Source organism: Blochmannia endosymbiont of Camponotus sp. (assembly GCF_023586085.1).
Taxonomy (GTDB): Bacteria; Pseudomonadota; Gammaproteobacteria; order Enterobacterales; family Enterobacteriaceae; genus Blochmanniella.
In genome coordinates, this window is the sequence record NZ_CP097757.1 from 329,949 (window position 1) to 355,687 (window position 25,739).

A 25,739-nucleotide genomic window follows, 5' to 3' on the forward strand; every position below is an offset into this window, starting at 1 on the left:
ATTAAAATTGGAGTTATCATGATTCTAAAAAATAATGTTTTTAACTTTTATCTTATTCTGATGAACAATGCGTCATCGACTTAATACGTGCATATATTCTCGATTTATGTCTAGCAGCTTTGTTCTTATGAATAAGACCTTTACAAGCCTGCCGATCTATTATTTTTTGCATGGATAAAAATGCGGCCATAGCAGCATTTTTATTTTTAGTTGCAATTGCCATATAAACTTTTTTTATAAAAGTACGTAACATAGATCGATGACTTATGTTATGCATACGTCGGTTCCTTGATTTTATAATATTTTTTCTAGCTGATTTAGTATTAGCCAACACATTACTCCTAATAATTGCAATATGAAATATAACAATATAATATATTCATATTATATTGTTATATTTCATATTGCAATTATTATTTATGGTTTAAATATAATCGTTTTATGATTATAAGTATGCGTTTTACTTCTTAATTCTATCTTAAAAATTAAATTATTTTTAATTAATTAAATTATAGAATAATATAAATATTTTCTAATAATTTATTTAAATTTTGACATGGAATTTATTAGAGGATTACATAACATAAAATCTCATCATAAAGGCTGTATACTTACTATTGGTAATTTTGATGGATTTCATCGTGGACATCGAGCATTAATTTCAAAATTACAAAAAGAAAGAAATAATTTAAAATTACCTGTTATGGTTATGATTTTTGAACCACAACCCAGAGAATATTTATCTAATATAATAGAAATACGATTAACTAGGTTACGAGATAAAATTAATTATTTATATACTGCAGGTGTAGATGTTATTCTATGTATCACTTTTAACAAAAAATTTGCTTCAATAAAAGCATATAATTTCGTTAAGAATATATTAATCTATAAACTAGGAGTACAATTTGTCTATATCGGAGATGATTTTAGGTTCGGAGCTTTTAGGAAAGGAGATTTTTTTTTGTTGAAAAAAATAAGTAAGCATGAAGGTTTTAAAGTAATACGTACTGCTGCTTATCTTGATTCAAATGGAAAAAGAATAAGCAGCACTGCAATACGTGAAGCTTTAATAGAAAATAGAATTTTAGATGCTGAATTATTACTGGGACATTCTTATTGTATTTCTGGTAGAGTAGTACATGGAGATAGCTTAGGACGTAGGCTTGGGTTTCCTACGGCTAATGTAGCATTACAGGGTAAAAGATTACCTGTACATGGTGTATATGCAGTAGAAGTATATGGTATTTCTACTCTTCCATTACCAGGTGTAGCTAATATAGGAGTACGTCCTACAGTCACTGGTAAAAATCAACAACAATTAGAAGTACATTTGTTAAATATATCTACAAATCTATATACTTATCACATTAAAGTAGTTTTTTTAGCTAAAATACGTGATGAACAACATTTCACTTCTATGAAAACATTACAACATCAAATTAAAAAAGATATAATAAATGTACGTAGTTATTTTAATAAAAAATAATATCAACAAAATTTATAAAAATGGAATAACTTATAAATGATGAACTATAAAAATACTTTAAATTTACCACATACATCGTTTCCGATGCGTGCTAATTTGGCTATATGTGAACCTGCCATATTAAAACGTTGGTATAAAGATAATTTATATGAAGCAATTCGTCTTAAAAAAAATAAAAAAAAATTATTTTTGTTACATGATGGCCCGCCTTATGTAAACGGTAGTATTCATTTAGGGCATGCAGTCAACAAGGTACTTAAAGATATTATTCTTAAATATAAAGGTTTTATGGGATACAATGCTCCCTATATCCCAGGTTGGGATTGCCATGGATTACCTATCGAACTGCAAGTAGAACGATTAATAGGACACCCGGGGATTGACATTAGCCCAAACGAATTTCGCAATATCTGTCGTAATTACGTTTTGGATCAAATAAAAATACAAAAAAAGGATTTCATGAGGTTAGGTATTTTAGGAGACTGGGCTAGACCTTATTTAACAATGGACTTTAAAACTGAAGCGAACATTATTCGCACTTTAAGTAAAGTGATATCTTGTGGTCATTTTTACAAAGGCATTAAACCAATACATTGGTGTTTTCAATGTCATTCTGTATTAGCTGAATCAGAGGTAGAATATAATAATCATTTATCTTCTGCTATTGATGTTACTTTTTCTGCAGTAGATAGTATTCGTGTGTCTGAAATATTTAATATTAATTTGTATAAACATACCATTGAATTAGTTATTTGGACTACTACCCCTTGGACATTACCTGCTAATCAAGCTATTTCTGTACATCCTGACTATAGTTATCAATTAATTTTGATAAATGACAATAGATATATAATTATTGCAGCCAATTTGGTAGATATTGTAATGAAACGTATACAATGTTTATCTTGGAAGATTTTAGGCGAAACTTTGGGTAATTCTTTAGAATCGCTGAGATTTCATCATCCATTTATGTCTTTTGATGTTCCTATTGTATTAAGTTGTCATGTAACATTAGATGCTGGAACAGGAGCGATACATATAGCTCCAAATCATGGCATTGATGACTATATTATAGCTCAAAAATATAATTTAAAAAGAATCAATAATATAATAAACGATAAGGGATATTATATATCTGACATACATCCTACGTTAAATGGAGTGCACATTTTTCAATCAAATAATATAATAATAAATTTACTGAATCAGTCGGGTACTTTATTACATGTAAATCACAATCATAAGCACAGTTATCCATATTGTTGGCGTCATGAAATTCCTGTTATATATAAAACTACTTCACAGTGGTTCTTAAGTATAGATAAATATGACTTAAGGGATAAATTATTAAAAGCAATACATGAAGTACGCTGGATTCCAGAGAAAAGTAAATCTAGTATTGAAACAATGATTATTAATAGACCCGATTGGTGTCTTTCAAGGCAGCGTGTTTGGGGCGTACCAATACCTTTGTTCATTCATAAACAAACAGATATTTTACATCCACATACATTTGAATTAATGGAAATAGTTGCGCAACGTGTAGAACAATGCGGAATACAAGCGTGGTGGGATCTAAAAGTTGAAGATATTCTGGAAAAAGAATCGGATCAATATAAAAAAGTATTAGATACTCTTGATGTTTGGTTTGACTCTGGTTCTACTTGTGATTCAGTAATACCAGAAAGATTAAAATATCATAAACATTTACCAGATTTATATTTAGAAGGCTCAGATCAGTATCGAGGTTGGTTTATGTCGTCTTTAATTATATCAACTGTCATTAAAGGAAAAGCCCCTTATAGAGAAGTATTAAGTCATGGGTTTGCTGTAGATTCTCAAGGGCGTAAAATGTCTAAATCTCTTGGAAATGTTATTAGCCCACAGGAAATAATAAAGAATTTTGGAGCAGATATTTTGAGGCTATGGATAGCTTCTTCTGATTATTCTAAAGATATGACGATTTCTGATGCTATTTTAAAACGTACAATTGATATATACCGGCGCATTCGTAATACCGCTCGATTTTGTTTAGCTAACATTAATGATTTTAATCCAGAACAAGACTGTGTGCATCCAGAAAATATGATTGCAATAGATTGTTGGGCAATAAATTGCGCTTTGTCCGTGCAATTAGAAATAATATCAGATTATAAAAAATATAATTTTCATAATGTAATACAGCGGGTTATGCAATTTTGTTCAATAGAAATGGGTTCGTTTTATTTAGATATTATTAAAGATCGACAGTATACTACAAAAAAAAATAGTACGGCACGCCGTAGTTCTCAGACTGCATTATACCATATTATTGAATCTATGGTACGTTGGATAGCTCCAATTTTATCTTTTACTGCTGATGAAATTTGGAGATATATTCCAGGAAATCGATCAGAATATGTGTTTACTGAAGAATGGTATGATGGATTATTTAGTATAAATTCAACACAAGTCATGAGTAATAATCATTGGAATACTTTTTTAAATGTTCGAAACGAAGTAAACAAAACAGTTGAACAAGCACGTCTTAACGGAATTATTGGAGGATCCTTAGATGCTAGTGTAATTTTATATGCTATTCCAGAGTTAGCAAATAAATTGCGTATGTTAGATAATGAACTGTCTTTTGGATTGATAACATCTTCTGCTATAGTTTTAGATTATTACGAAAAATTTAATAGAATTATACATAAACAAGAAGGAATACCAGGATTGCATATCTTTTTAGAAAAAGCTAAAGGAAAGAAGTGTTTGCGTTGTTGGCATTATGGATTAGACGTTGATCAAAATAAAAATTATTCAAATATTTGCGCGCGTTGTGTTTCTAATATAGCTGGGCCAGGAGAAAATCGTAGGTTCTTTTAAATGCAGCATAAAAAGTATAATCATAAAAATTTAAAATGGTTATGGTTATCTATACTATTAATGTTATTAGATATAGAAACTAAATATTTGATAAAAACTCATTTTTTGGTTGGAGAGATATTATCAGTACTACCTGGTATTAATTTTTATTATATTCATAACTCAGGATTAGCTTTTGGGATATTTGCTAATGTTGATTTATATTATCGTTGGACATTTATATGGATCACAATATTAATCATTATAGCATTTGTTATAACTTTATATAAAATGATTGGATATTCTAAGTATTATAGTGTATCTTGTTCTATGATTATTGGAGGAGCTTTAGGAAATCTATTAGATCGAGTATTATATGGAACAGTAGTTGATTTTATTGATATATATATTAAAAGTTGGCATTGGCCAACTTTTAATATTGCAGATATGGCAATTTGTATAGGAACTATTGTTTTAATAATAAAACACTATTATGATTGTTAAGAAATTTTAATTTGAGATATTCGTATATCTTGATAAAAATATACGATGATGTCGTATTACCATATTTTGTATATAAAGGGGTGTAGATATTAAAGTTGTATTGGCTAATCCGCGTGGATTCTGTGCAGGAGTAAATCGAGCAATTAATATTGTAGAGAAAGCTATTCAAGTATATGGTACTCCGATTTATGTAAAACATGAATTAGTGCATAATGATTATGTAGTGAACCGATTATCAAAAAAAGGTATTGTTTTTATTGAACAAATAAATGATGTACCCAATGGGGCAGTTCTAATTTTTTCTGCGCATGGGGTGTCAAAAAAAATACGGAAAGAAGCGAAAATTAAAAATTTAGTAATACTCGATGCTACTTGTCCGTTAGTTACGAAAGTACATATGGAAGTTGCACGCGCTAATCGTAATGATATGGAAGTTATTTTAATAGGACATGCTGGTCATCCAGAAGTAGAAGGAACGATGGGGCAATATATTTCTAATAATTCTGGAAGAAAAATATATTTAGTTGAGTCTAGATCAGACGCTTGGTTTCTTAAGGTAAATTATCCAAATAATTTATTTCTTGTAACTCAAACAACTTTGTCAATAGATGATACCGCAGAAATTGTTACGATTTTACACAAAAGATTTCCTAATATTCTAAGTCCTAGAAAAAATGATATTTGTTATGCTACATTTAATAGGCAGAATGCCCTTAAAAATTTAGCTTTAACAGTAGATATAATATTTGTTGTAGGATCAAGGATGTCATCTAATTCTATGAGATTAATTGAACTAGCACATCGGATTGGAAAAATTGTATATTTAATTAGCCATGCTAATGATATTCAAAAAGATTGGTTGCGTGGAATGAATAATGTTGGCATTACTGCTGGAGCATCAGCTCCGGATATTTTAGTATACCAAGTCCTGGATAAGTTACGTACATTAAGTAAAGATCATCTTGTTGTTGAAGAAATGATTGGACAAGAAGAGAATATGTTTTTTAGTATACCTAAAATTTAGTATATTTAAGCAATAATGTGTTTATTAATTTAGTGCAATAGTAAAATTATAAGCTTTAAGTAAAGTACAACAGCATAAAAACTGTATGATGGTATATGTTATTTATTATATTTTAATAATTAAAATATAATAAATAATTACTGAAATTTATTGAAAATTTATATTTTATTATTTTCATATCAAGTTATAAAAATAAATTATAATTGTACATTCTTCTGTATATTATAAGTACTATTATAGGGTATATAAAATCATGAATGATGCGCTTCTTCGTATTGCCGTTACGGGAATAACCGGACGTATGGGCAAAAAAATAATACAATGTATTGTTAAGGGAGAAAAAAAATTTAGTCAAAAAATTATTTTAGGGGCCGCTATAACACGTTCAAATGCTAGTATTTGTGGTATGGATGTTGGAAAGTTAATAAAAACCAATACTTTAGGTATAACAGTGACTGATAGTCTCGAGTTAGTTAAAAATGACTTCGATGTTTTAGTAGACTTTACTGCTCCTAGTATATCTATGGAATATTTAAAATTTTGTGTTCATAATAATAAAAATATAGTTATTGGTACGACTGGGTTTAATAAGACTCATGAACATTTTATTATGAATGCATCTCGAAAAATAGGAATTGTTTTCTCTTCTAATTTTAGTATAGGTATAGCATTAATATCAAGATTGTTACATAAGATTACACATACTATAGGTGATAATTCAGACATCAGTATCGTTGAAACGCATCATAATAAAAAAAGTGATATTCCGTCTGGAACTGCTTTAATGATGCAAAACACTATTGTAAATGCATTAAGATCTACACGATCTAACAAAATTATGGATCGCAATGTTGATTATACAACATATTCATCAGAATCATCTTCTAATCGTGATATCTTAATTCATTCGATACGTGCTGGGAACATTATTGGAGAACATACTATTCTATTTATAGGACCAGAAGAACGTTTAGAAATCACACATAAAGCGTCAGATCGTACAATTTTTGCTCGTGGGGCATTACATTCTGCTATTTGGTTAGGATATGATAAAATAGGATTATTTGATATAGGAGATACTTTAGGAATAAATGCGTTATTATGATCACTTGAGATAGAGACAATAATAGTATCGTTTTGTATATTATATTGAATATTAAGAAATTTAAAAATTGACAATAAAATAAAACATGTGTAAATAATATTTACACATGTTTTATTTTATTGTACTATAATATTAATTATAATTTAATATATAACTCATCAATTTCCTTTAATAAATTAAATATAAATTATATATTTAATGATTAATTTATTCGACAAATATAGAGGTATTTTGATGAAACCAGCGTTATTGGTACTAGAAGATGGTAATCGATTTTATGGATACGCAATAGGAATTGAGGGAGAAACAGTAGGAGAGGTGGTATTTAATACATCAATGACTGGATATCAAGAAATAATTACTGATCCTTCTTATGCATATCAAATAGTAATTTTAACTTACCCTCATATTGGAAATGTTGGAACCAATGAACTTGATAATGAATCTTCTTGTATTCAGGTAAGAGGACTTATTATTCATAATTTAGCAACTACTGTTAGTAATTTTCGTCATACGTTAACTCTTTCAGATTATTTAATACAACAGAATGTTGTTGGTATTGCTGGGGTAGACACTCGTAAATTAACTCGACTAATACGAGAAAAAGGAATGCAACATGGATGCATTATTGCTCATGACGTTCCTAATGCTAATGTAGCATTACGTAGAGCTCGCGAATTTCCTGGATTACACGGGCTTAATCTTGCTCATAAAGTAAGTACTTCTCAACAATATATATGGAATCAAGGTACTTGGGATATCAAATCTGGAGTATTTGCTACTCCATTACGTTTACCTTATCGTGTAGTAGTATATGATTTCGGTATTAAACGAAACATCATGCGTATATTAGTAGATTATGGTTGTTTATTAACTGTAGTCCCAGCACATACCACAGCGCGTGAAATAATTAATATGAAACCAGATGGAATTTTTTTAGCTAATGGACCTGGAGATCCAAATGCATATGGATATGCAATTGATTCTATTCAAATTTTTTTAAATACCACTAAAATACCGTTGTTTGGAATTTGTTTAGGCCATCAATTACTAGCACTAGCTAATGGAGCAAAAATAATAAAAATGAAATTTGGTCATCATGGATCTAATCATCCAGTAAAAGATATGGAAACAAATAAGGTTATAATAACTGCTCAAAATCATAATTTTGTAGTAGATAAAAAAACTTTACCTAATACTTTAAAAATAACACATATTTCATTATTCGATGGAACATTACAAGGTATTCACCATATTAATAAACCTGCTTTTAGTTTCCAAGGTCATCCAGAAGCTAGTCCTGGGCCTCACGATGCTACATCATCATTATTCAGTCATTTTATCAAATTAATTAAAAATTACCGTAATCAATAATGTTTGGAGAATACAAACGTGCCAAAAAGAACCGATATACAAAGCATTTTGCTATTGGGGGCTGGTCCAATTATTATCGGGCAAGCCTGTGAATTTGATTACTCTGGAGCACAAGCTTGCAAAGCATTACGTGAAGAGGGATATCGTCTTATTTTAGTAAACTCTAATCCTGCTACAATTATGACAGATCCTGATATGGCTGACGCAACTTATATTGAAGCAATTCAATGGGAGATAATATCTAAAATTATTGAAAAAGAACGTCCAGATGCGCTACTTCCAACTATGGGAGGACAAACTGCTTTGAATTGCGCTTTAGATTTAGAACACCACGGAATTTTAAGAAAATTTAATATCATAACTATTGGGGCAACGATAGACTCGATTTATAAAGCAGAAGATCGCCAAAAATTTCGAGAATCTATGAAAAAAATTGGTTTAGATACAGCTCAATCTGAAATTGCGCGTGATATAAGTGAAGCTATGATAACTTTAGAAAAAATTGGACTACCTTGTGTTATTCGTCCTTCTTTTACTTTAGGAGGGAACGGGGGAGGTGTTGCTTATACTGAAGAAGAATTTAAAAAGCTTTGCAGATATGGATTAAGTTTATCTCCCAATCATGAACTTTTAATCGATGAATCTTTAATCGGTTGGAAAGAATATGAAATGGAAGTAATTCGTGATATTAAAGACAATTGTATAATCGTATGCTCCATAGAAAACGTTGATCCCATGGGTATTCATACTGGTGATTCTATTACTGTAGCGCCAGCTCAAACTTTAACTGATAAAGAATATCAGGTTATGAGAAATGCTTCAATAATGGTATTACGTGAAATTGGAGTAGAGACTGGTGGAGCTAACGTACAATTTGCAGTGAATCCAAATAATGGAAGACTTGTTGTCGTTGAAATGAATCCGAGAGTATCACGGTCATCAGCATTAGCTTCAAAAGCAACTGGATTTCCTATAGCCAAAATAGCTACTAAACTAGCAGTAGGATATACTCTAGATGAACTGTCAAATGATATTACAAATGGATGCATTCCTGCATCTTTTGAGCCATCTATAGATTATGTAGTAACTAAAATTCCACGTTTTGATTTTGAAAAATTTCCAGGGAAACGCAATAATAGATTGACAACTCAAATGAAATCAATAGGCGAAGTTATGGCGATTGGCCGTAGTCAACAAGAATCTTTACAAAAAGCAATTCGTGGACTAGAAATAGGAGTAACAGGACTGGATTCCAAAATTAATTTAGATCATCCTAAAGCATTTAATATTATTAAATATGAATTAAGAAATGCTAGTAGTAACAGAATATGGTACATTGCTGATGCTTTCCGATATGGAATATCTTTAGAACAAATTTTTTATTTAACTAATATCGATCGTTGGTTTTTAGCTCAAATTGAAGAATTAATACAATTAGAAAATGATGTAATATCTACTGGCATATCATACCTTAACAGAAATCGTTTATATTTTCTTAAGAAGAAAGGATTTTCTGACGCAAGATTAGGGAAATTGATAGGTGTATCAGAAAATAAAATTCGCGCACTAAGATTTATATATGATATACATCCTGTATATAAACATGTAGATGCTTGTGCGGCAGAATTTTCTACTGATACTTCTTATATGTATTCTACTTATGATGGTGAGTGTGAATTCCAATTCAATCAAAGTAATAAAACTATCATGATATTAGGAGGCGGGCCCAATCGTATTGGGCAAGGTATTGAATTTGATTACTGCTGTGTTCATGCAGCATTAGCATTGCGTGAAAGCGGATATAACGTAATCATGGTAAATTGTAATCCCGAGACTGTTTCTACTGACTATGATATATCAGATATGCTTTATTTTGAACCAATTACTTTAGAAGACATTTTAGAAATAGTACGCATTACTAAACCAACAGGTGTAATTGTTCAATACGGAGGACAAACTCCATTAAAATTAGCTAAAGCAATGGAGGCAGCTGGGGTATCTATTATAGGTACTAGTCCAGATGCAATTGATCAAGCAGAAAATAGAGAACGATTTCAGCGTTCAATAAAATGTTTAGAACTACAACAACCTAAAAATGTTACCGTTACATCATTAGAATCAGCTTTAAAAAATGCTAAAATTATAGGGTATCCTATGGTAGTTAGACCTTCTTATGTTTTAGGAGGTAGAGCTATGGAAATAGTATATAACAAAAAAGAATTATTATGCTATTTTAAAAATGCTGTTAAAGTATCTAATAATGCTCCAGTTTTATTAGATCATTTTTTAGAAAATGCAATTGAAGTAGATGTAGATGCTATTTGTGATGGACAACAGGTGTTTATTGGAGGAATTATGGAACATATTGAATACGCAGGAGTACATTCTGGAGATTCAGCATGTTCTTTACCAGCTTATACATTAAGTAAAAATATTCAAGATAAGATACGGCATCAAGTAAAAAAGTTAGCATTTAAATTTAATGTAAAAGGTTTAGTTAATATACAATTTGCAATACAAAAAAATGAAATTTATATAATTGAAATTAATCCAAGAGCGTCGCGCACAGTTCCTTTCGTATCTAAAGCTACTGGTATAGCATTAGCAAAAATCGGGACTCGAGTGATGATTGGTCAATCTTTATTTGATCAAGGTATTATAAAAGAAGTGATTCCTCCTTATTTCTCAGTAAAAGAAGTAGTGTTGCCGTTTAATAAATTTATTGACATAAATCCAAAATTAGGACCAGAGATGAGATCTACAGGGGAAGTAATGGGCATTGGGCGTACTTTTGAGGAAGCATTTGCCAAAGCAACGGTAAGCAGTCGATCTTATATTAAAAAACATGGTGATATATTATTATCATTAACTGAAAAAGATACAGATAAAGCGATAGATTTAGTTACTAAATTTATTAAAAATGGTTTTATGTTAGATGTTTCATATGAAACAGCAAAGATGTTAGAAAGTGTTGGCATTATTTCTCAAATGATTAGGCCAGTGCATATAGCTAATACATATATTCATAAAAAAATTAAGAATGGTGAATATAGTTATATTGTAGATACTACTGCAACAAATGGAGTTAACGGTAATCATGCTGCATCGCTATGTCGTATCGCACTGCAAAATAATATTCATTATGGTACTACAATAAATGGAAGTTTTGCCGCAGCTATATCATTAGCTGTTGATACTACGGAACACGTTATATCAATTCAAGATATGCATTCTGAAATAGAACATTAGTTATAATTAATCACATATAAATAGATGTAATTGTAAAATGACGTATATCATACTTAATGAAGTATGCTGCTGGCATGATTAGATGAGTGTTGCTTAAAAATATTTTGTTTAATTTAATACACATTAAAATTTTTCTTATATATGATTATTAGCTTAATTGTTGCATTGACCACTAATCATGTAATTGGAAAGCAAAATGTTATTCCCTGGTGTTTTCCTATAGATATTAAGTGGTTTAAGTATCATACTTTGCATAAGCCAATTATTATGGGACGTAAAACATTTGAATCCATAGGAAAAAAACCACTGCTAAATAGATTGAACATTGTTTTAAGTCGCAATGCAATAAATAATTGCAATGATGTTTTTATGGTAAATAATCCAGGTTGTGCTTTATCTTTGGTAAAGGATACACACGAAGTTATGGTGATTGGAGGAAGCACAATATACAATATTTTTTTACCTTATGCGCAACGTTTATATTTAACATATGTTAACAGTATTATCGATATTGATGGTGATGCTTGGTTTCCCGATTATGATATAAAAGAATGGAAATCTGTTTTCAATAGTTTTTATAAAGTAAACGATGATTTTTTCTATTGTTTAAATTTTAAAATTTTAGAACGTCTTTAATAAAACTATTATGGCTAATTATAAAAGCATTTTGTGTTGATAGAATCAATTATATATTTGAGCTTAATAAGTTCTCTTTTTTAAAGAGAACGACGGATCGAACAGAATTGTTAATCTATTTTAGTTTATATGAAATATTTATAATAAAATTTTCAAAATTTTAATTCTTATTTTTAAGCATTAAGCAGGTGGATTACAAGGTATACATATAGTTTCTTTGTTTTCCCATCGCAATAAGGTAAGTGCACCACCCCAACAACAGCCGGAATCTAAGCCATAAATTCCAGAGGGAATTTGTATGTTTTTTAATGCTGCCCAATGGCCGAAAATTATGTTATATGTAGGATCGATCAATTTTTTTAAAGAAAACCATGGATAAATATTCTTTGGAGCATTCTTGGGTATTCCTTTATATTTAAGATCCAATTGCCCGTTTAAATAAACATAACGCATTCGGGTAAATACATTAATATATTCTTGTATCTGTTCTAATTTTTTTTTATTTATCTGAATCTGATGTAAATCAGCAGATACATCTTTATATATATTTTTGAAAATTAAATAAGGATAGTCGCTCACTAGGATTTTTTCTATTTCTTGGGCATTTTTTTTAGCAGCACAAATATTCCAATTAGGACTAATGCCCGCATGTGTCATTATTATTTTCTTATTTTCATCTATGTATAGAATAGGTTGATGGCGCAGCCAATACATTAATTCTTCTAAATCGGGAGCATTTAATATTTTATTGAAGTAATCTTTATGATTTTTATGATCCATTCCAAAATATGTTTTTAATAAATGTAACTCATGATTACCTAATACTAGGCGAGCACTTGAATTAAAATTGTGGATTAGACGTAACACCTCTAATGAACTAGGACCCCTTGCTATTATATCTCCAGTTAAATGTAAAGTATCAACATTAGGATCAAAACACACTCGATCCAACATAGTTCTTAAGTTTTTATAACATCCATGTACATCTCCAATGAAATAAGTAGACATTTTTGATTATAAATTTTTTTATTAAAAAATCGTTAATATATATATTATTATAAGTTTTATACTTTATATGAAGATACGAATCTTCTTAAGAAAAATATTTAATTTACAAGATGAATTTATTAATAAAAATAATAAAAACATATTTTCTTGTTAAAGAAGCCATTAATTATAAGGTGACTATCTTTATGTGAGCCATTTAGTTACTGAGATCTTCTGCTAAAAGATCTCAGTAACTAAAATATAATCAACATAAATAAAATTATATCACTCGATTAGCTAAAACACAATCATTCATGATTGTGTTTTAGCTAATCGAGTGATATAATTTTAGATTAAGTTTATTTGTTATTTAGTATAGTTGCCAATATACAATATTGGTTAATGGTGATATTTTCTGCTCGTAATGTTGGATTAATTCCTTGTCGTATTATTTCTGTTTGGTTAAAAAATATAGATAAGCTGTTACGCAGAGTTTTGCGTCTTTGTCTAAACGCTAGCTCAGTAAGTAAAGATAGTTTTTTTATGTCAACTATAGGATAAGGAGTATTCGTATGTGGAATGAAGCGTATCATTAAAGATTCTACTTTTGGAATAGGAATAAAAGAAGTTGCCGGTATTTTAAATAATGGAATAATTTTGTAATGATACTGTGTTATTATACTTAATCTTCCGTATTCCTTATTATTAGGGTCGGCGCAAATTCGTCTGCCTACTTCTTTTTGAAACATAAAATGCATATCATCAATTACATTAACATACTTGAATAAATATATGATTAATTTTGTAGCTATATTATAAGGTAAATTTCCTATTAATCGTAGTTTTTGTCCTATTTGGTTAGATAAATCAAAAAAATTTATTGTCATTACATCTTGATTAAAAATCTTTATTTTTTTATTAAATATTTGAATTAATCGATTAACTAAATTGGGATCGCGTTCTATTAATATCAAGAAATCAATATCTATAGTATTTAAAATTTGTTTGGTTAATGCGCCTAATCCAGGTCCAATTTCTACTATTTTTTGATATTTTTTAGGATTAATAGATTTAACAATAGCATTAATAATGTTTTGATCACTAAGAAAGATTTGACTCCATTTTTTTTGTATAAAATGATTTTTATAGTATATTTTTTTCATGAAGCTTATTTGCCATACTGATCGCAACTGTAATAGCCATAATCATACTATTGGGGAACGCTGATCCTGTACCAGATAGCTCAAGAGCAGTTCCGTGATCTACAGAAGTTCTAATAAAAGGTAATCCAAAAGTAATGTTTACTGATTGACCAAATCCAGAATACTTTAATACAGGTAATCCTTGATCATGATACATAGCTAATATTACGTCTGCATGTTGTATATATTTTGATTGAAATATTGTATCAGCTGATAAAGGTCCTATTATTTCACAATTGGTGTTTTTTTTTAAAATATTTAGAGCAGGTATAATAGTTTCAATTTCTTCTTGTCCCATATACCCAGATTCTCCAGCATGAGGATTTAAACCACATACATAAATCTTAGGACATAAAATACCAAAGTATTGGTTTAATCCTTCAGAGAGAATAGTGATGGTATCACAAAGAGATTTTTGAGTAATTACTTTTGGAACAGATAATATAGGTATGTGAGTAGTTGCCAATGCAATACGTAATTTACTATTACTTAACATCATGACAGTTTTTTTACATTTGTTTATGTGAGATAAAAATTCAGTATGCCCACAAAATGCTATATTTCCTTTATTCAGGATAGCTTTATGTACAGGACCAGTAACTAATGCTGAAAATTCTTTACTTAAACATCCTTGTGATGCTCTTTTTAAAGTATTAATAACATAATCGTTATTATCAACATCTAATTGACCAGGCACAGATTTTTTTGGAAGTAATATTTTTAATATAGATAATTCTCCAGGCATACAAGGAGACGCTGTCTTTTTAGCATGATAAGCACGTAATTTTAAAGGCAAATTTATTTGATTTGCTCTATCTAATAGCAAATGAGGATCTGCACATACAACTAACTCTACAGGCCATTTTTTTTGTGCACTCATGATTATTATATCAGGACCGATCCCAGCGGGTTCTCCGGTAGTAATGATAATTCGTTGGAATTGTTTGTTTGTTTTGATCATTTTAATTAAGGATCTTAATGTATGATGAAGATCGTAATTCTTGAATCCAATATTTCATAATTTCATTGAATTTTTTACTTAACAAATATAAATAAGCACGTTCATGTATTATCGCGGTGTAATCTAATATGGAAAAATCCATTAACTGAACCAAATACCATCCATCATAAATATGCATTGGCATACTGATTTCATTATTTTTTAAAGTAATTAAAGCTCTTCGTATGGATGGTTCAAAATCATCTAAATCTTTATATATTATATTTTCTTCATAATTATCGAAACCCATACTTTTTAATTTTTCTTTAGTAATTATATCAAATGTAGTATTGTTTTTTTCAATAAGTTCTTTAATCTGTAACAGTTGTTTTACTATATTTACATTTTTACATGAATCTTTTACACCAAATATTTTTGCTTTAATTTTAGTAATAGGCAACATCAGTTGTTTATAACGTATATCTTGTACTTCTGCAATATGTATTCCATCATGAGATAAAATGGGACCAATAAGATCACCCTTTTTTATTTTTTTCAAATGTTGATCAAAAATAATTGGCATATCCTTCCACGAAACCCATTCTGTTTCTTGTACTTTAATTATTTGCAGAATATATTTATTAGAATAAAGACGTATTAACTTTTTAATACTATTGTTTTTATTAAATTCTTTTTTTTTAATTAACAATCTTGCAAAACATTCTATTGTGTTTATTTGGTTTTGCGTTGGTTGTATTGGCAACGAAAATGTGATATGTCTTAGCTTAAATTGCTTATTAAAATCAATCATTTCTAATTTATTAACAACTTTATTTATTTCATTAGTGAGTATACTAGCACGATGATAAGTGACACGGTCACATATGTTGATTTTAAGCATATCTTGATATTGTTGTGTACAATATTTTTCATAGTTTAGACCAGTATTGTATAAGTATGCACGAAACTGGTCTAGTGTCATATCATATAGATTTGAAATACGACAAATCACCTGATTGAGTTGAGTATAATTATTTGTAATCTCTTGTTGAGTAGCTGCCTGAAAAATGAGTTTATCTGTAATTAATTGATCTAATATTTGTTGATAATATACTACATGTTGTAACGCATTGTTATCAACATTAAAAATATTATCTAGAATCATATACATACTGTTTCGAACATCGCTATCTAGTATAATATGATGATTTACTAATGCTACAATTTTATCTGTTGTTTTTATTTCTCCAAAAACAATGCTTGTGTTTATTATAAATATTAAAATTAACGTTTTCCAAAATTTCATAAATAATTTAATAATATTGTGAGTATAAATTCTAAATCCCTCCGGGATACCCAAGATTAGGAGATATATTGATATGGTAAAATACCGATATTTAACATCTTATGAAGATGTTGTTGAAAATCTGATACAGAATTATATATTTTAATATCTAATCGTATTTTACTATCGTATATATGATGATTCGATTGATTGATCCAATCAATAATTTTTCGTTCATAAGATATATTAACCCCCCAACATGGAGTATGATATTGTATCCCTATTGTTTGATCAATAAGTTGATTAGTTTTTATGTTATGGTAATGCGAACAACTTATTCTCCAATTATTAAATAATGGATAACAAGTAAGAATACCTAATTGAGAAATCGTTTTATAATAAGTTGATTCATTAATCTTTGGTAATGTTTTTTCAAGATATTGTTCGTTGACATATCGATAATGTGTTTGTAGCACTTGATTGTCTTTTCCTATATATTCCAATATCATAGTTCCAAAAGATAAGGTATGGTTCCGCATATCATATTGTATTTCAGTGCTTGTGTTCCAATAATTATTAATATTCCAACGACTTGTTCCCGAAAATAATTTGATATTGGGAAGATGATATCTATATTTGGTTGTTTTTGGATATTTAGTATTAAATTGTGCCAAATTTAATATTTGGCCTATAGACGCATAAAAAAATTCGTTTTTTTTCTTAAAACATCGTATTGCTATATCTCCAGTAATTTGATTAGCAGGAAAAATACGATCTAATCCACTGTAGATAGAATCATGAAATAAATTTTTATGATCTATATGAATCATATTGGTATCATATATACCAATGTTTTCTTGAAAACGATACGGTATATATAAATATTGAAGTTTTGACTCCAAGAAATGTCTATATTTGTTAGAAACATATGTTTTTTTTTTAAGAATCATTTTTCCATTGATTTTAAATTGTGGGATAAGGCGATTGACTGTATTTTGCAAAGAATACTTCATACATTGTGTTTTGTTATAGTAATTAATATTTTTTTGCCGATAATTCGTAATTCTCAATTTTGCTTCAGTATTAAATCTGCCCCAACAGTTATGTATTGGTAAGCTTAAAGTTGGTTCTATATGTATTCTGATCGTTTTGGGTAAATTATAATTTACAGGTATAAATTGAGTTAATTGACTGAATAATTTTAAATTAAATGGTTTATCTTTGATATTACTATAGTAGGTATTTAATTCTAATTGAGGAGCTGCGCTATAGTTATAATTATTTTGGCTAATCTTTGTTTTAATATTTGTAGTACCAAAGTAAGCGAAACTAGTATTCCAATTTTTATCACTATAATTGCATAAAATTTTTTGATTTATACAATCATTATTAGAGTATATACATGCCGGTACATTAGTATTATCAATATAATTATTAAAACCTGTAGTCAAGACATAATCAGAATAAAAATGCCATTTTTTATTCATGATACCATTATGTTTCCAATATAGTTGCCAATTACTATTACAATAATCGTTATAAAATTTTTCATTATATATTTTATCATTTTCTATGATATCTAAAATTAATAATCCAGTTCCTGGTTTAACTAAATAACGTATTTCTGTTTCTAATTTTGCCCCTAAGTTAGATGTGTAACATGGAGCAATACTTCCTGAATAATATTTTGAGCAATTAATAGGACAAGGTATCTTAAATTCTAATCCTTGTTTATTACTGTATTTAATACTAGGTATATAGTGTCCTAAAGTATTATTTTGTCGTAAAGATAATGATAAATAAGGGATATAAAACATTGGTATTTTTTTAATTTTAAGACATGCATTCCAAATATCTATATTGTGTTTATGATGATCATATATCATTTCTGATCCTGTTATATTCCAATAATTCTTACTTAACATGCAAGAAGTACACTTTCCCTGTTTAACAATAGTGTAACGATTTTTGCCTCGTTGCATAATAGAATTTGCTATGCCATAAATATGTGGTTCTGATATATAATATGTGCCCTTATGAACGTCTATATCTTTATTATAAAAATTCATCCAAGCATGAGTTCCTGTTAACTTAACATAATTGCTGTAATACTTTACATGACCATAAGCGTATAAAGTATTATGTACTAATTCATTTTTCTCATCACGTGAGATCACTAATTTATCAGACATTAAAATATGATTATCTTGTTTAATATTAACATGTCCAGAAAAGAGAATTTTTTTAGGATAATAGACATCTAATTCGTCAGATTGAATATAGATAGGCTGATCAACAGAGAAAAAACTTCTGATCATAGGAATTTGTATACAATCAGACGCATGAGTTGAAAAATAAAATTGAGTATAGAATATAAAAACAATAAAATTAACGAAAATGTTTTTTAAAAAAAACCTAATTCTATCGATCAAGCTATTTTGATGCATGTTTTATCAAAAAAGACAAAAATTTCGATTGAGTCAAAAAATTTATATGTATTACTTAGCTATTATTAGATACACACTTCGTATTAATTTCATAACTTTATGGAAATATTTTATTACAAATTTGACGAGTAATATATACTATATATAATAATTCTTAAATTTAAAACCATAATGTTTATTTACATATTCAAATATTACTTTTATGTTTCATATTCTATAAAAATGTATTGTCTTTTTTCATATAACAAAAAATATTAACACGTGTCTATCAGGATAACACGAAATTATAGTAGTTATTTTTAAGTTTTTTGATTATGTATATTAAATAACGTGTTTTCAATCCTGTTTATTTTCAATAATAGATCCATCATGTCTGCTATATATTCAGATAAATTAATTATTAATTAGACAATATATAAAATAAATAAATCATAATAATCGAGGATTATATATTTTAGATGGTTTTTAACTTTTTATTTCCATTTTAAATTTATATAAACAAATGCTATATAATGTATTTTATATTTTTAAGGTGTTTATTTTAAATATTCTGGCTGATTGTCTTCATATTTCTTAATAGCAGCGTCATACTGTAAAGTTAAGTTAATATCATCTATATTATTAAGCATACAATTTCTATAAAAATCATTTATTTTAAATAAATATCTTTTTTTATTATCATATGTATAAATAATTTGTTCATATAAATTTACAGTTAAGGACATACCTTTTTTTTGTATTGAAATTTCTTTAAATAAATCGTTTACTTGTAGTTCTGGTAAAGTTACGAGTAATAAGCGGTTGTTAAAACTATTTTTATGAAAGATATCTGCAAAACTTGGCGCTATGATGACTCTAAATCCATAATCTATAAGCGCCCATACTGCATGTTCACGAGATGATCCACATCCAAAATTTCTTTGACTTAATAAAATGCTAGCATTTTTATAATATGGTTTATTTAGTATAAAACTTGGGTTCAAAATTTCAGGTGTATTTCCAAGAAAGCGCCAATTAAAGAATAAGTACAATCCAAAATTGACACGAGTAATAGTTTGTAAAAATTGTTTTGGAATTATATTGTCAGTGTCGACATCGGCAATGTCTAGCGGTAAAACTACACCAGTATGCTGAATAAACTGAGACATATATACATATCCTTATATTGTTTTATTTTCGGATATCTACAAAATGCCCGGCAATGGCTGCAGCTGCAGCCATTGCCGGGCTTACTAAATGAGTGCGACTCCCACGACCTTGACGACCTTCAAAATTACGGTTACTGGTAGAAGCACAACGCTCACCTGCATTAAGCCTATCATTATTCATAGCCAAACACATAGAACAACCAGGTAACCGCCACTCAAATCCTGCTTGTATAAAGATCTTATCCAATCCTTCTTCTTCCGCCTGTTTTTTCACGAATTTAGACCCAGGTACTACTATTGCTTGTGTACCATTGGAAATGCGACGTCCCTCAACGATTTGCGCTGCTGCACGCAAATCTTCAATACGTGAATTAGTGCATGATCCTATAAATACTTTATCAATATAAATATCTGTTAAATAAGTATTCGGTTGGAGTTTCATGTAAGTTAAGGCTCGTTCAGCAGAATTGCGTTCTATAGGATTTACAAAAGATTCTAAAGACGGAATCGGTTGATCAATAGAGATTACTTGACTAGGATTGGTTCCCCAAGTTATTTGCGGTTTAACACTAGATACATCAAAATTAAATGTTTTATCAAAATGGGCATCATGATCGGAATATAATGTTTTCCAATGTAACAATGCTTGTTCCCAGTTTTTCCCAGTTGGCGAGAATTTACGATTTCTTAAATAATCATAAGTAATTTTATCTGGTGCTATTAAAGCAGAAGTTGCACCCATTTCTATGGCCATATTGCAAAGAGTCATACGTTCTTCCATGCTTAAATAACTGATAACAGATCCACAAAATTCTACTACATGACCGGATCCTCCCCCATGTCCGATTTTCCCAATAATTGCTAGAATTATATCTTTAGCTGCAACCTGAGGAGCAATAACACCCAATAAGTTCACTTGCATAGATTTGTATCGAATTTGTTTTAAAGTTTGCGTCGCTAATACATGTTCTATTTCTGAGGTTCCTATTCCAAATGCTAAAGCACCAAAAGCTCCATGAGTAGCAGTATGCGAATCTCCACATACAATAGTCATACCAGGTAATGTAATGCCTTGCTCTGGGGCTAATACATGAACTATTCCTTGATAAGGATGATCCAAATCAAATAATTGAATTCCAAAATCTTTGCAGTTTTTAGTTAATCTGTCTAATTGTGCTTTAGCCATATTTCCAGAAATATTGATATTTGTTGTTGTAGTAGGAACATTATGATCCATAGTAGCAAATGTTTTATTTGGTTGTCTAACTGTACGTTTTTTTAAACGCAATGCTTCAAAAGCTTGTGGAGATGTGACTTCATGTAATAAATGCCGATCAATATATAATACTGGAATGTCATCTTTATTTTCATATACGACATGCATATCATATATTTTTTGGTATAAGGATTTTCCCATATTATTTTTCTCTTTTATTTTGAATTAAAGAAGCTATGATATCGCCCATTTCATTAGTGCTTATACTTTTGTCGCATCCTGATGCTATATCAAACGTTCGATATCCCAATGTTAGTGCTTGAGACACTGCTTTTTCGATTGCAATTGCGATATGAGTTAGTTTTAAACTATATCTGAATAATAATGCAGCGGAAAGAATATGCGCAATAGGATTGGCAATATTTTTACCTGCAATATCTGGAGCAGATCCTCCAGCGGGTTCATATAAACCAAAGTCACATTCATTAATACTAGCAGAAGGTAGTGTACCAATCGATCCACTTATCATAGCGCATTCATCAGACAAAATATCACCAAATAAATTTGAACATAGAATAATATCAAACTTAGATGGATTTTTGATTAATTGCATACTAGCGTTATCGACATATAAATGTTCTAATTCAACATCCGGATAATTTTTTGCAACCTGTGATACCACTTCTCTCCATAGTACAGAAGTATAGAGCACATTCGCTTTATCTACAGAAGACACATGCTTACGTCTTATTTGAGCTAATTTAAAAGCAATATTAGCAATGCGTTCTATTTCAAATCGATGATAAATGGCAGTATCAAAAGCATATTCATGTGAACCTACACCTGAACGTCCTTGCGGTTTTCCAAAATAAATACCCCCAATTAATTCACGTACACATATAATATCAATTCCATCTGGAATTATTTTTATATTTAAAGGAGATAACTCCTTTAATGTGTCAGAAAGATATATAGGTCTTAAATTGGCAAATAAATTAAAATGTTTTCGTAAAGCTAATAAAGCGCCTTGTTCTGGTCTATTTGGTCCTTTCAAATGAGCCCACTGTGGCCCTCCTACCGCTCCTAGCAGGATAGCATCTGATTGTTCACAATGTTTTAAAGTGCTATTAGGTAAGGGGGTGCCTTCACTATCAATTGCATCTCCTCCTACTTTGTGTTCTGTAGTAATAATATTGATTTTAAATTTTTTCCTTATTACATTTAAAACCTTATAAACTTGTTTTGTGATTTCTGGCCCAATACCATCCCCTGGCAACATTGCAATTCGATAACTAATGTTCATAAATATTTAGGTTTTTCAACTTATTAGTGATTATCTTTTTGTAAGTATTTTCGTTGGATTATTACTTGTTTTGCGCGCCAAATGTTATTTAAAACATGGATCATAGCCTTAACTGAAGATTCTATTACATCTGTATCTAATCCAACTCCATGAAAATTACGACCTTCATATGACACAACAATATCTACTTGCCCCAATGCATTGCGACCATGCCCTTTTGCATTAAGTTGGTATTTTTCTAAATTTATAGACAATTTTGTAATATGTGTTAATGCTTCATAAATAGCATCTATCGGGCCATTTCCAGTTGCCGAATAAGCGCAGATGTTTTCTCCACAATATAATTTGACTAAAGCAGTAGCGATTCCAGAAGAACTAGAATGTACATTAAAACACTTTAACCTAAAGAATTCTGATTGTTCTTGTTGATTATTAATAAATGCTAAAGCTTCTAGATCATAATCAAACACCTGTCCCTTCTTATCTGCAAGTTCTAAAAAAACATCATATAACTTATCCATGTCATAATCACTTTCTTGATAACCCATTGCTTGCATATGATATTTTACTGCCGCTCTCCCAGATCGAGATGTAAGATTTAATTTAATATCTTTTAAACCAATACTTTCTGGAGTCATAATTTCATAATTTCTTCTATTTTTTAATATACCGTCCTGATGAATACCTGAAGAATGAGAAAAAGCATTTGATCCAACTATTGCTTTATTGGCTGGAATAGGCATATTGCATAATTGACTAATTACTTGACTAGTTCTATAAATTTCTTGACTACGAATATTAGTGTGCACATTTAATAAATCCTCTCGTACTTTGATAGCCATAATTACTTCTTCTAGTGCAGTATTTCCTGCTCGTTCACCAATACCATTTATAGTACCTTCAATTTGCCTAGCTCCGGCTTGTATGGCTGAAATGGCATTACCTACTGCCATACCTAGATCATCATGACAATGCACTGAAATAATAGCTTTATCAATGATAGGAACACGATTATATAGAGAAGCAATAATTTGGCCAAATTGACTTGGAGTGGTATAACCTACTGTGTCAGGAATATTAATTGTATTTGCTCCGGATTGAATCGCAATTTCAACAATACGACACAAATTGTCTATAGTAGTACGTCCGGCATCTTCGCAAGAAAATTCTATATCATCAGTGTATTTTCTTGCGTAATGTATTGCATGAACGGTCATTTCTATAATTTGATTAAAGTTTTTATTCAATTTAGATTGAATATGTACAGATGAGGTAGGTAAAAATATATGAATCCGAAAGTTTTTAGCAACTCTTAATGCTTCTGCCGCAATATCAATATCTTTGTCAACACATCTAGCTAAAGCACATACTAAACTATTTTTTATTTGTTTTGCTATTGCGCGTACTGACTCAAAATCTCCCGGAGAAGATATCGGGAATCCAACCTCCATAATATCTACTCCTAATCGTTCTAAAGCAAAAGCAATTTGTAACTTTTCCTTTACGTTCAAACTTGCCTGTAAAGATTGTTCACCATCGCGTAAAGTTGTATCAAAAATAATGACTTGTTGACTCATAGATTATCCATGTCTCATGAATGTTAAAAACAAATATATACATAATGTTTTATAATCATGTATAAACGATAATTAACAACATCAGATTCAAATAATAATTTATTACATTAAACTTATTTTAAATCTATTAAATATTACTTGTCAACCACTAATACTATGGAAGTAGAGTATTATAATAGTAACATTATAGTGTTTTAGAGTTAATTTTCGTATTGTTTTATTTATTATAATAATAACGTGTTCTGCGCATTTTAAAATAATTATAATATATACTTATACCTTAATGTACGGATATAAGTATATATTATAATTATTAAATATTTTTATAGACACTAAATATAATGCAGCATAGAATATTATATATTTGATAGTTTATTATGATCAGATACTTTATATTTATTAAAAATTTGAATATACGTGTGTGACGTGTTTATACTTTGATTGTTATGTGCATATTTTATACCAACTGCGATCATACGAGTGTCTTGTTGGAAGAGGCAATACAAGCATTGAATATTAATTCAGCAGGAGTATATGTTGATGGAACATTTGGTGCAGGAGGACATTCTAAGTTAATTTTATCTAAATTAACTCAACAAGGCCGTCTACTAGCAATTGATAGAGATTGGTTAGCTATAAAAATTGGGAAAATAATAGCTGAACAAGATAGTAGATTCACAATCATACACAGTACATTTTCTAAAATAAACAAACATATTAAAAGTATGGGCCTTACTGGGTCAGTAGATGGTATTCTATTGGATTTAGGAGTGAGTGCATTTCAATTGAATGATGATAATAGAGGATTTTCGTTTATGAGAGACGGTCCTTTAGATATGCGTATGGATATTAGCGGTGGACAATCTGCTGCTGAGTGGTTATCGAAAGCTTCATTGGAAAACATTGCTTGGGTATTGAAAACTTTCGGAGAAGAAAGGTTCGCTAAAATTATTGCTAAAGTTGTTGTATCTACAAGACGATATAAACCTATTACACGTTCTACTGTTTTGTCTAAATTAATTTGCGATATTGTTCCTTATCGTAACAAGCATAAGCATCCTGCTACTAAAAGTTTTTTAGCAATGAGAATGTATATTAATAATGAATTAGAAGAAATAATACAGGTATTAGAAGATTCATTGGTGATGTTATCTCCACTAGGAAGATTAGTAGTAATCAGTTTTAATTCTTTAGAAGATCGCTTAGTAAAACATTTTATTCGTAATCATAGTTGTGTCTTACCTATACCTCCTAAAATTCCATTAACAGATTGTCAAATATTCAGTAAATATAAAAGTAAATATAAGCTAAAAGATATGGGAAAATTAATGCCTTCAAAACAAGAAATTAAAAGGAATACATGTGCTCGTAGCGCAATATTACGTTGTGCTGAAAAATTAATTATTTAA

19 protein-coding genes are annotated in these 25,739 nt (G+C 29.4%); 9 read left to right on the plus strand and 10 right to left on the minus strand.

Features of this window, described 5'->3' with window-relative positions; all coding sequences use genetic code 11:
- Nucleotides 1–52: 52 nt before the first annotated feature.
- Nucleotides 53–331, minus strand: coding sequence for a 30S ribosomal protein S20 (gene rpsT, locus M9400_RS01360; protein WP_250232690.1), 279 nt, complete (start codon nt 329–331; stop codon nt 53–55).
- 225 nt (nt 332–556) lie between these two features.
- Between rpsT and ribF the strand changes: the two genes are divergently transcribed.
- From ribF to M9400_RS01400, 8 genes are all read left to right on the plus strand, one after another.
- Nucleotides 557–1,489: a bifunctional riboflavin kinase/FAD synthetase gene (ribF, locus tag M9400_RS01365; protein WP_250232635.1), complete on the plus strand. Its 933-nt coding sequence runs from the start codon at nt 557–559 to the stop codon at nt 1,487–1,489.
- Between the two features lie 36 nt (nt 1,490–1,525).
- Nucleotides 1,526–4,354 (plus strand): isoleucine--tRNA ligase, encoded by a 2,829-nt coding sequence (ileS, locus tag M9400_RS01370; RefSeq protein WP_250232636.1) that lies wholly within the window; start codon nt 1,526–1,528, stop codon nt 4,352–4,354.
- The gene (gene lspA, locus M9400_RS01375; protein WP_250232637.1) at nt 4,355–4,837 is read left to right on the plus strand and encodes a signal peptidase II; all 483 of its coding nucleotides are present in this window, start codon (nt 4,355–4,357) and stop codon (nt 4,835–4,837) included. It begins immediately after the preceding gene.
- A gap of 88 nt (nt 4,838–4,925) precedes the next feature.
- Entirely contained in the window at nt 4,926–5,861 is a 936-nt protein-coding gene (gene ispH, locus M9400_RS01380) for a 4-hydroxy-3-methylbut-2-enyl diphosphate reductase (RefSeq protein WP_250232691.1), read from the plus strand.
- 253 nt (nt 5,862–6,114) lie between these two features.
- Nucleotides 6,115–6,966, plus strand: coding sequence for a 4-hydroxy-tetrahydrodipicolinate reductase (gene dapB / locus M9400_RS01385; RefSeq protein WP_250232638.1), 852 nt, complete (start codon nt 6,115–6,117; stop codon nt 6,964–6,966).
- Between the two features lie 231 nt (nt 6,967–7,197).
- Nucleotides 7,198–8,340: a glutamine-hydrolyzing carbamoyl-phosphate synthase small subunit gene (carA, locus tag M9400_RS01390; RefSeq protein ID WP_250232692.1), complete on the plus strand. Its 1,143-nt coding sequence runs from the start codon at nt 7,198–7,200 to the stop codon at nt 8,338–8,340.
- Between the two features lie 18 nt (nt 8,341–8,358).
- A complete protein-coding gene (gene carB / locus M9400_RS01395; protein ID WP_250232639.1) occupies nt 8,359–11,589 on the plus strand; it encodes a carbamoyl-phosphate synthase large subunit in 3,231 nt (1,076 codons plus the stop codon).
- Between the two features lie 141 nt (nt 11,590–11,730).
- A complete protein-coding gene (locus M9400_RS01400) occupies nt 11,731–12,225 on the plus strand; it encodes a dihydrofolate reductase (RefSeq protein ID WP_250232640.1) in 495 nt (164 codons plus the stop codon).
- Nucleotides 12,226–12,405: 180 nt separating this feature from the next.
- Here the strand turns inward: M9400_RS01400 and M9400_RS01405 are convergent, their stop codons facing one another.
- From M9400_RS01405 to leuA, 9 genes are all read right to left on the minus strand, one after another.
- Nucleotides 12,406–13,233 (minus strand): symmetrical bis(5'-nucleosyl)-tetraphosphatase, encoded by an 828-nt coding sequence (locus M9400_RS01405; RefSeq protein ID WP_250232641.1) that lies wholly within the window; start codon nt 13,231–13,233, stop codon nt 12,406–12,408.
- 338 nt (nt 13,234–13,571) lie between these two features.
- Nucleotides 13,572–14,375, minus strand: a complete 804-nt coding sequence (rsmA, locus tag M9400_RS01410; RefSeq protein WP_250232642.1) for a 16S rRNA (adenine(1518)-N(6)/adenine(1519)-N(6))-dimethyltransferase RsmA — start codon at nt 14,373–14,375, stop codon at nt 13,572–13,574.
- A complete protein-coding gene (gene pdxA / locus M9400_RS01415; RefSeq protein ID WP_250232643.1) occupies nt 14,356–15,375 on the minus strand; it encodes a 4-hydroxythreonine-4-phosphate dehydrogenase PdxA in 1,020 nt (339 codons plus the stop codon). The genes rsmA and pdxA overlap by 20 nt, the downstream gene beginning before the upstream one ends.
- A gap of 1 nt (nt 15,376) precedes the next feature.
- Nucleotides 15,377–16,660 carry a SurA N-terminal domain-containing protein gene (locus tag M9400_RS01420; RefSeq protein WP_250232644.1) on the minus strand — a complete coding sequence of 428 codons (1,284 nt, stop codon included), beginning with the start codon at nt 16,658–16,660 and terminating at the stop codon, nt 15,377–15,379.
- Between the two features lie 56 nt (nt 16,661–16,716).
- Entirely contained in the window at nt 16,717–18,957 is a 2,241-nt protein-coding gene (gene lptD, locus M9400_RS01425) for an LPS assembly protein LptD (RefSeq protein ID WP_250232645.1), read from the minus strand.
- 665 nt (nt 18,958–19,622) lie between these two features.
- On the minus strand, nt 19,623–20,234 hold the full coding sequence (gene leuD / locus M9400_RS01430; protein ID WP_250232646.1) for a 3-isopropylmalate dehydratase small subunit: 612 nt from the start codon (nt 20,232–20,234) through the stop codon (nt 19,623–19,625).
- 22 nt (nt 20,235–20,256) lie between these two features.
- A complete protein-coding gene (leuC, locus tag M9400_RS01435) occupies nt 20,257–21,651 on the minus strand; it encodes a 3-isopropylmalate dehydratase large subunit (protein ID WP_250232647.1) in 1,395 nt (464 codons plus the stop codon).
- Between the two features lies 1 nt (nt 21,652).
- Complete coding sequence (leuB, locus tag M9400_RS01440) at nt 21,653–22,753, minus strand: 3-isopropylmalate dehydrogenase (RefSeq protein ID WP_250232648.1); 1,101 nt, start codon at nt 22,751–22,753, stop codon at nt 21,653–21,655.
- A 23-nt stretch (nt 22,754–22,776) separates the two neighbouring features.
- Nucleotides 22,777–24,330, minus strand: a complete 1,554-nt coding sequence (gene leuA, locus M9400_RS01445) for a 2-isopropylmalate synthase (protein ID WP_250232649.1) — start codon at nt 24,328–24,330, stop codon at nt 22,777–22,779.
- 446 nt (nt 24,331–24,776) lie between these two features.
- On the opposite strand from leuA, the gene rsmH reads away from it, so the two are divergent.
- Nucleotides 24,777–25,739 (plus strand): 16S rRNA (cytosine(1402)-N(4))-methyltransferase RsmH, encoded by a 963-nt coding sequence (rsmH, locus tag M9400_RS01450; RefSeq protein WP_420022273.1) that lies wholly within the window; start codon nt 24,777–24,779, stop codon nt 25,737–25,739.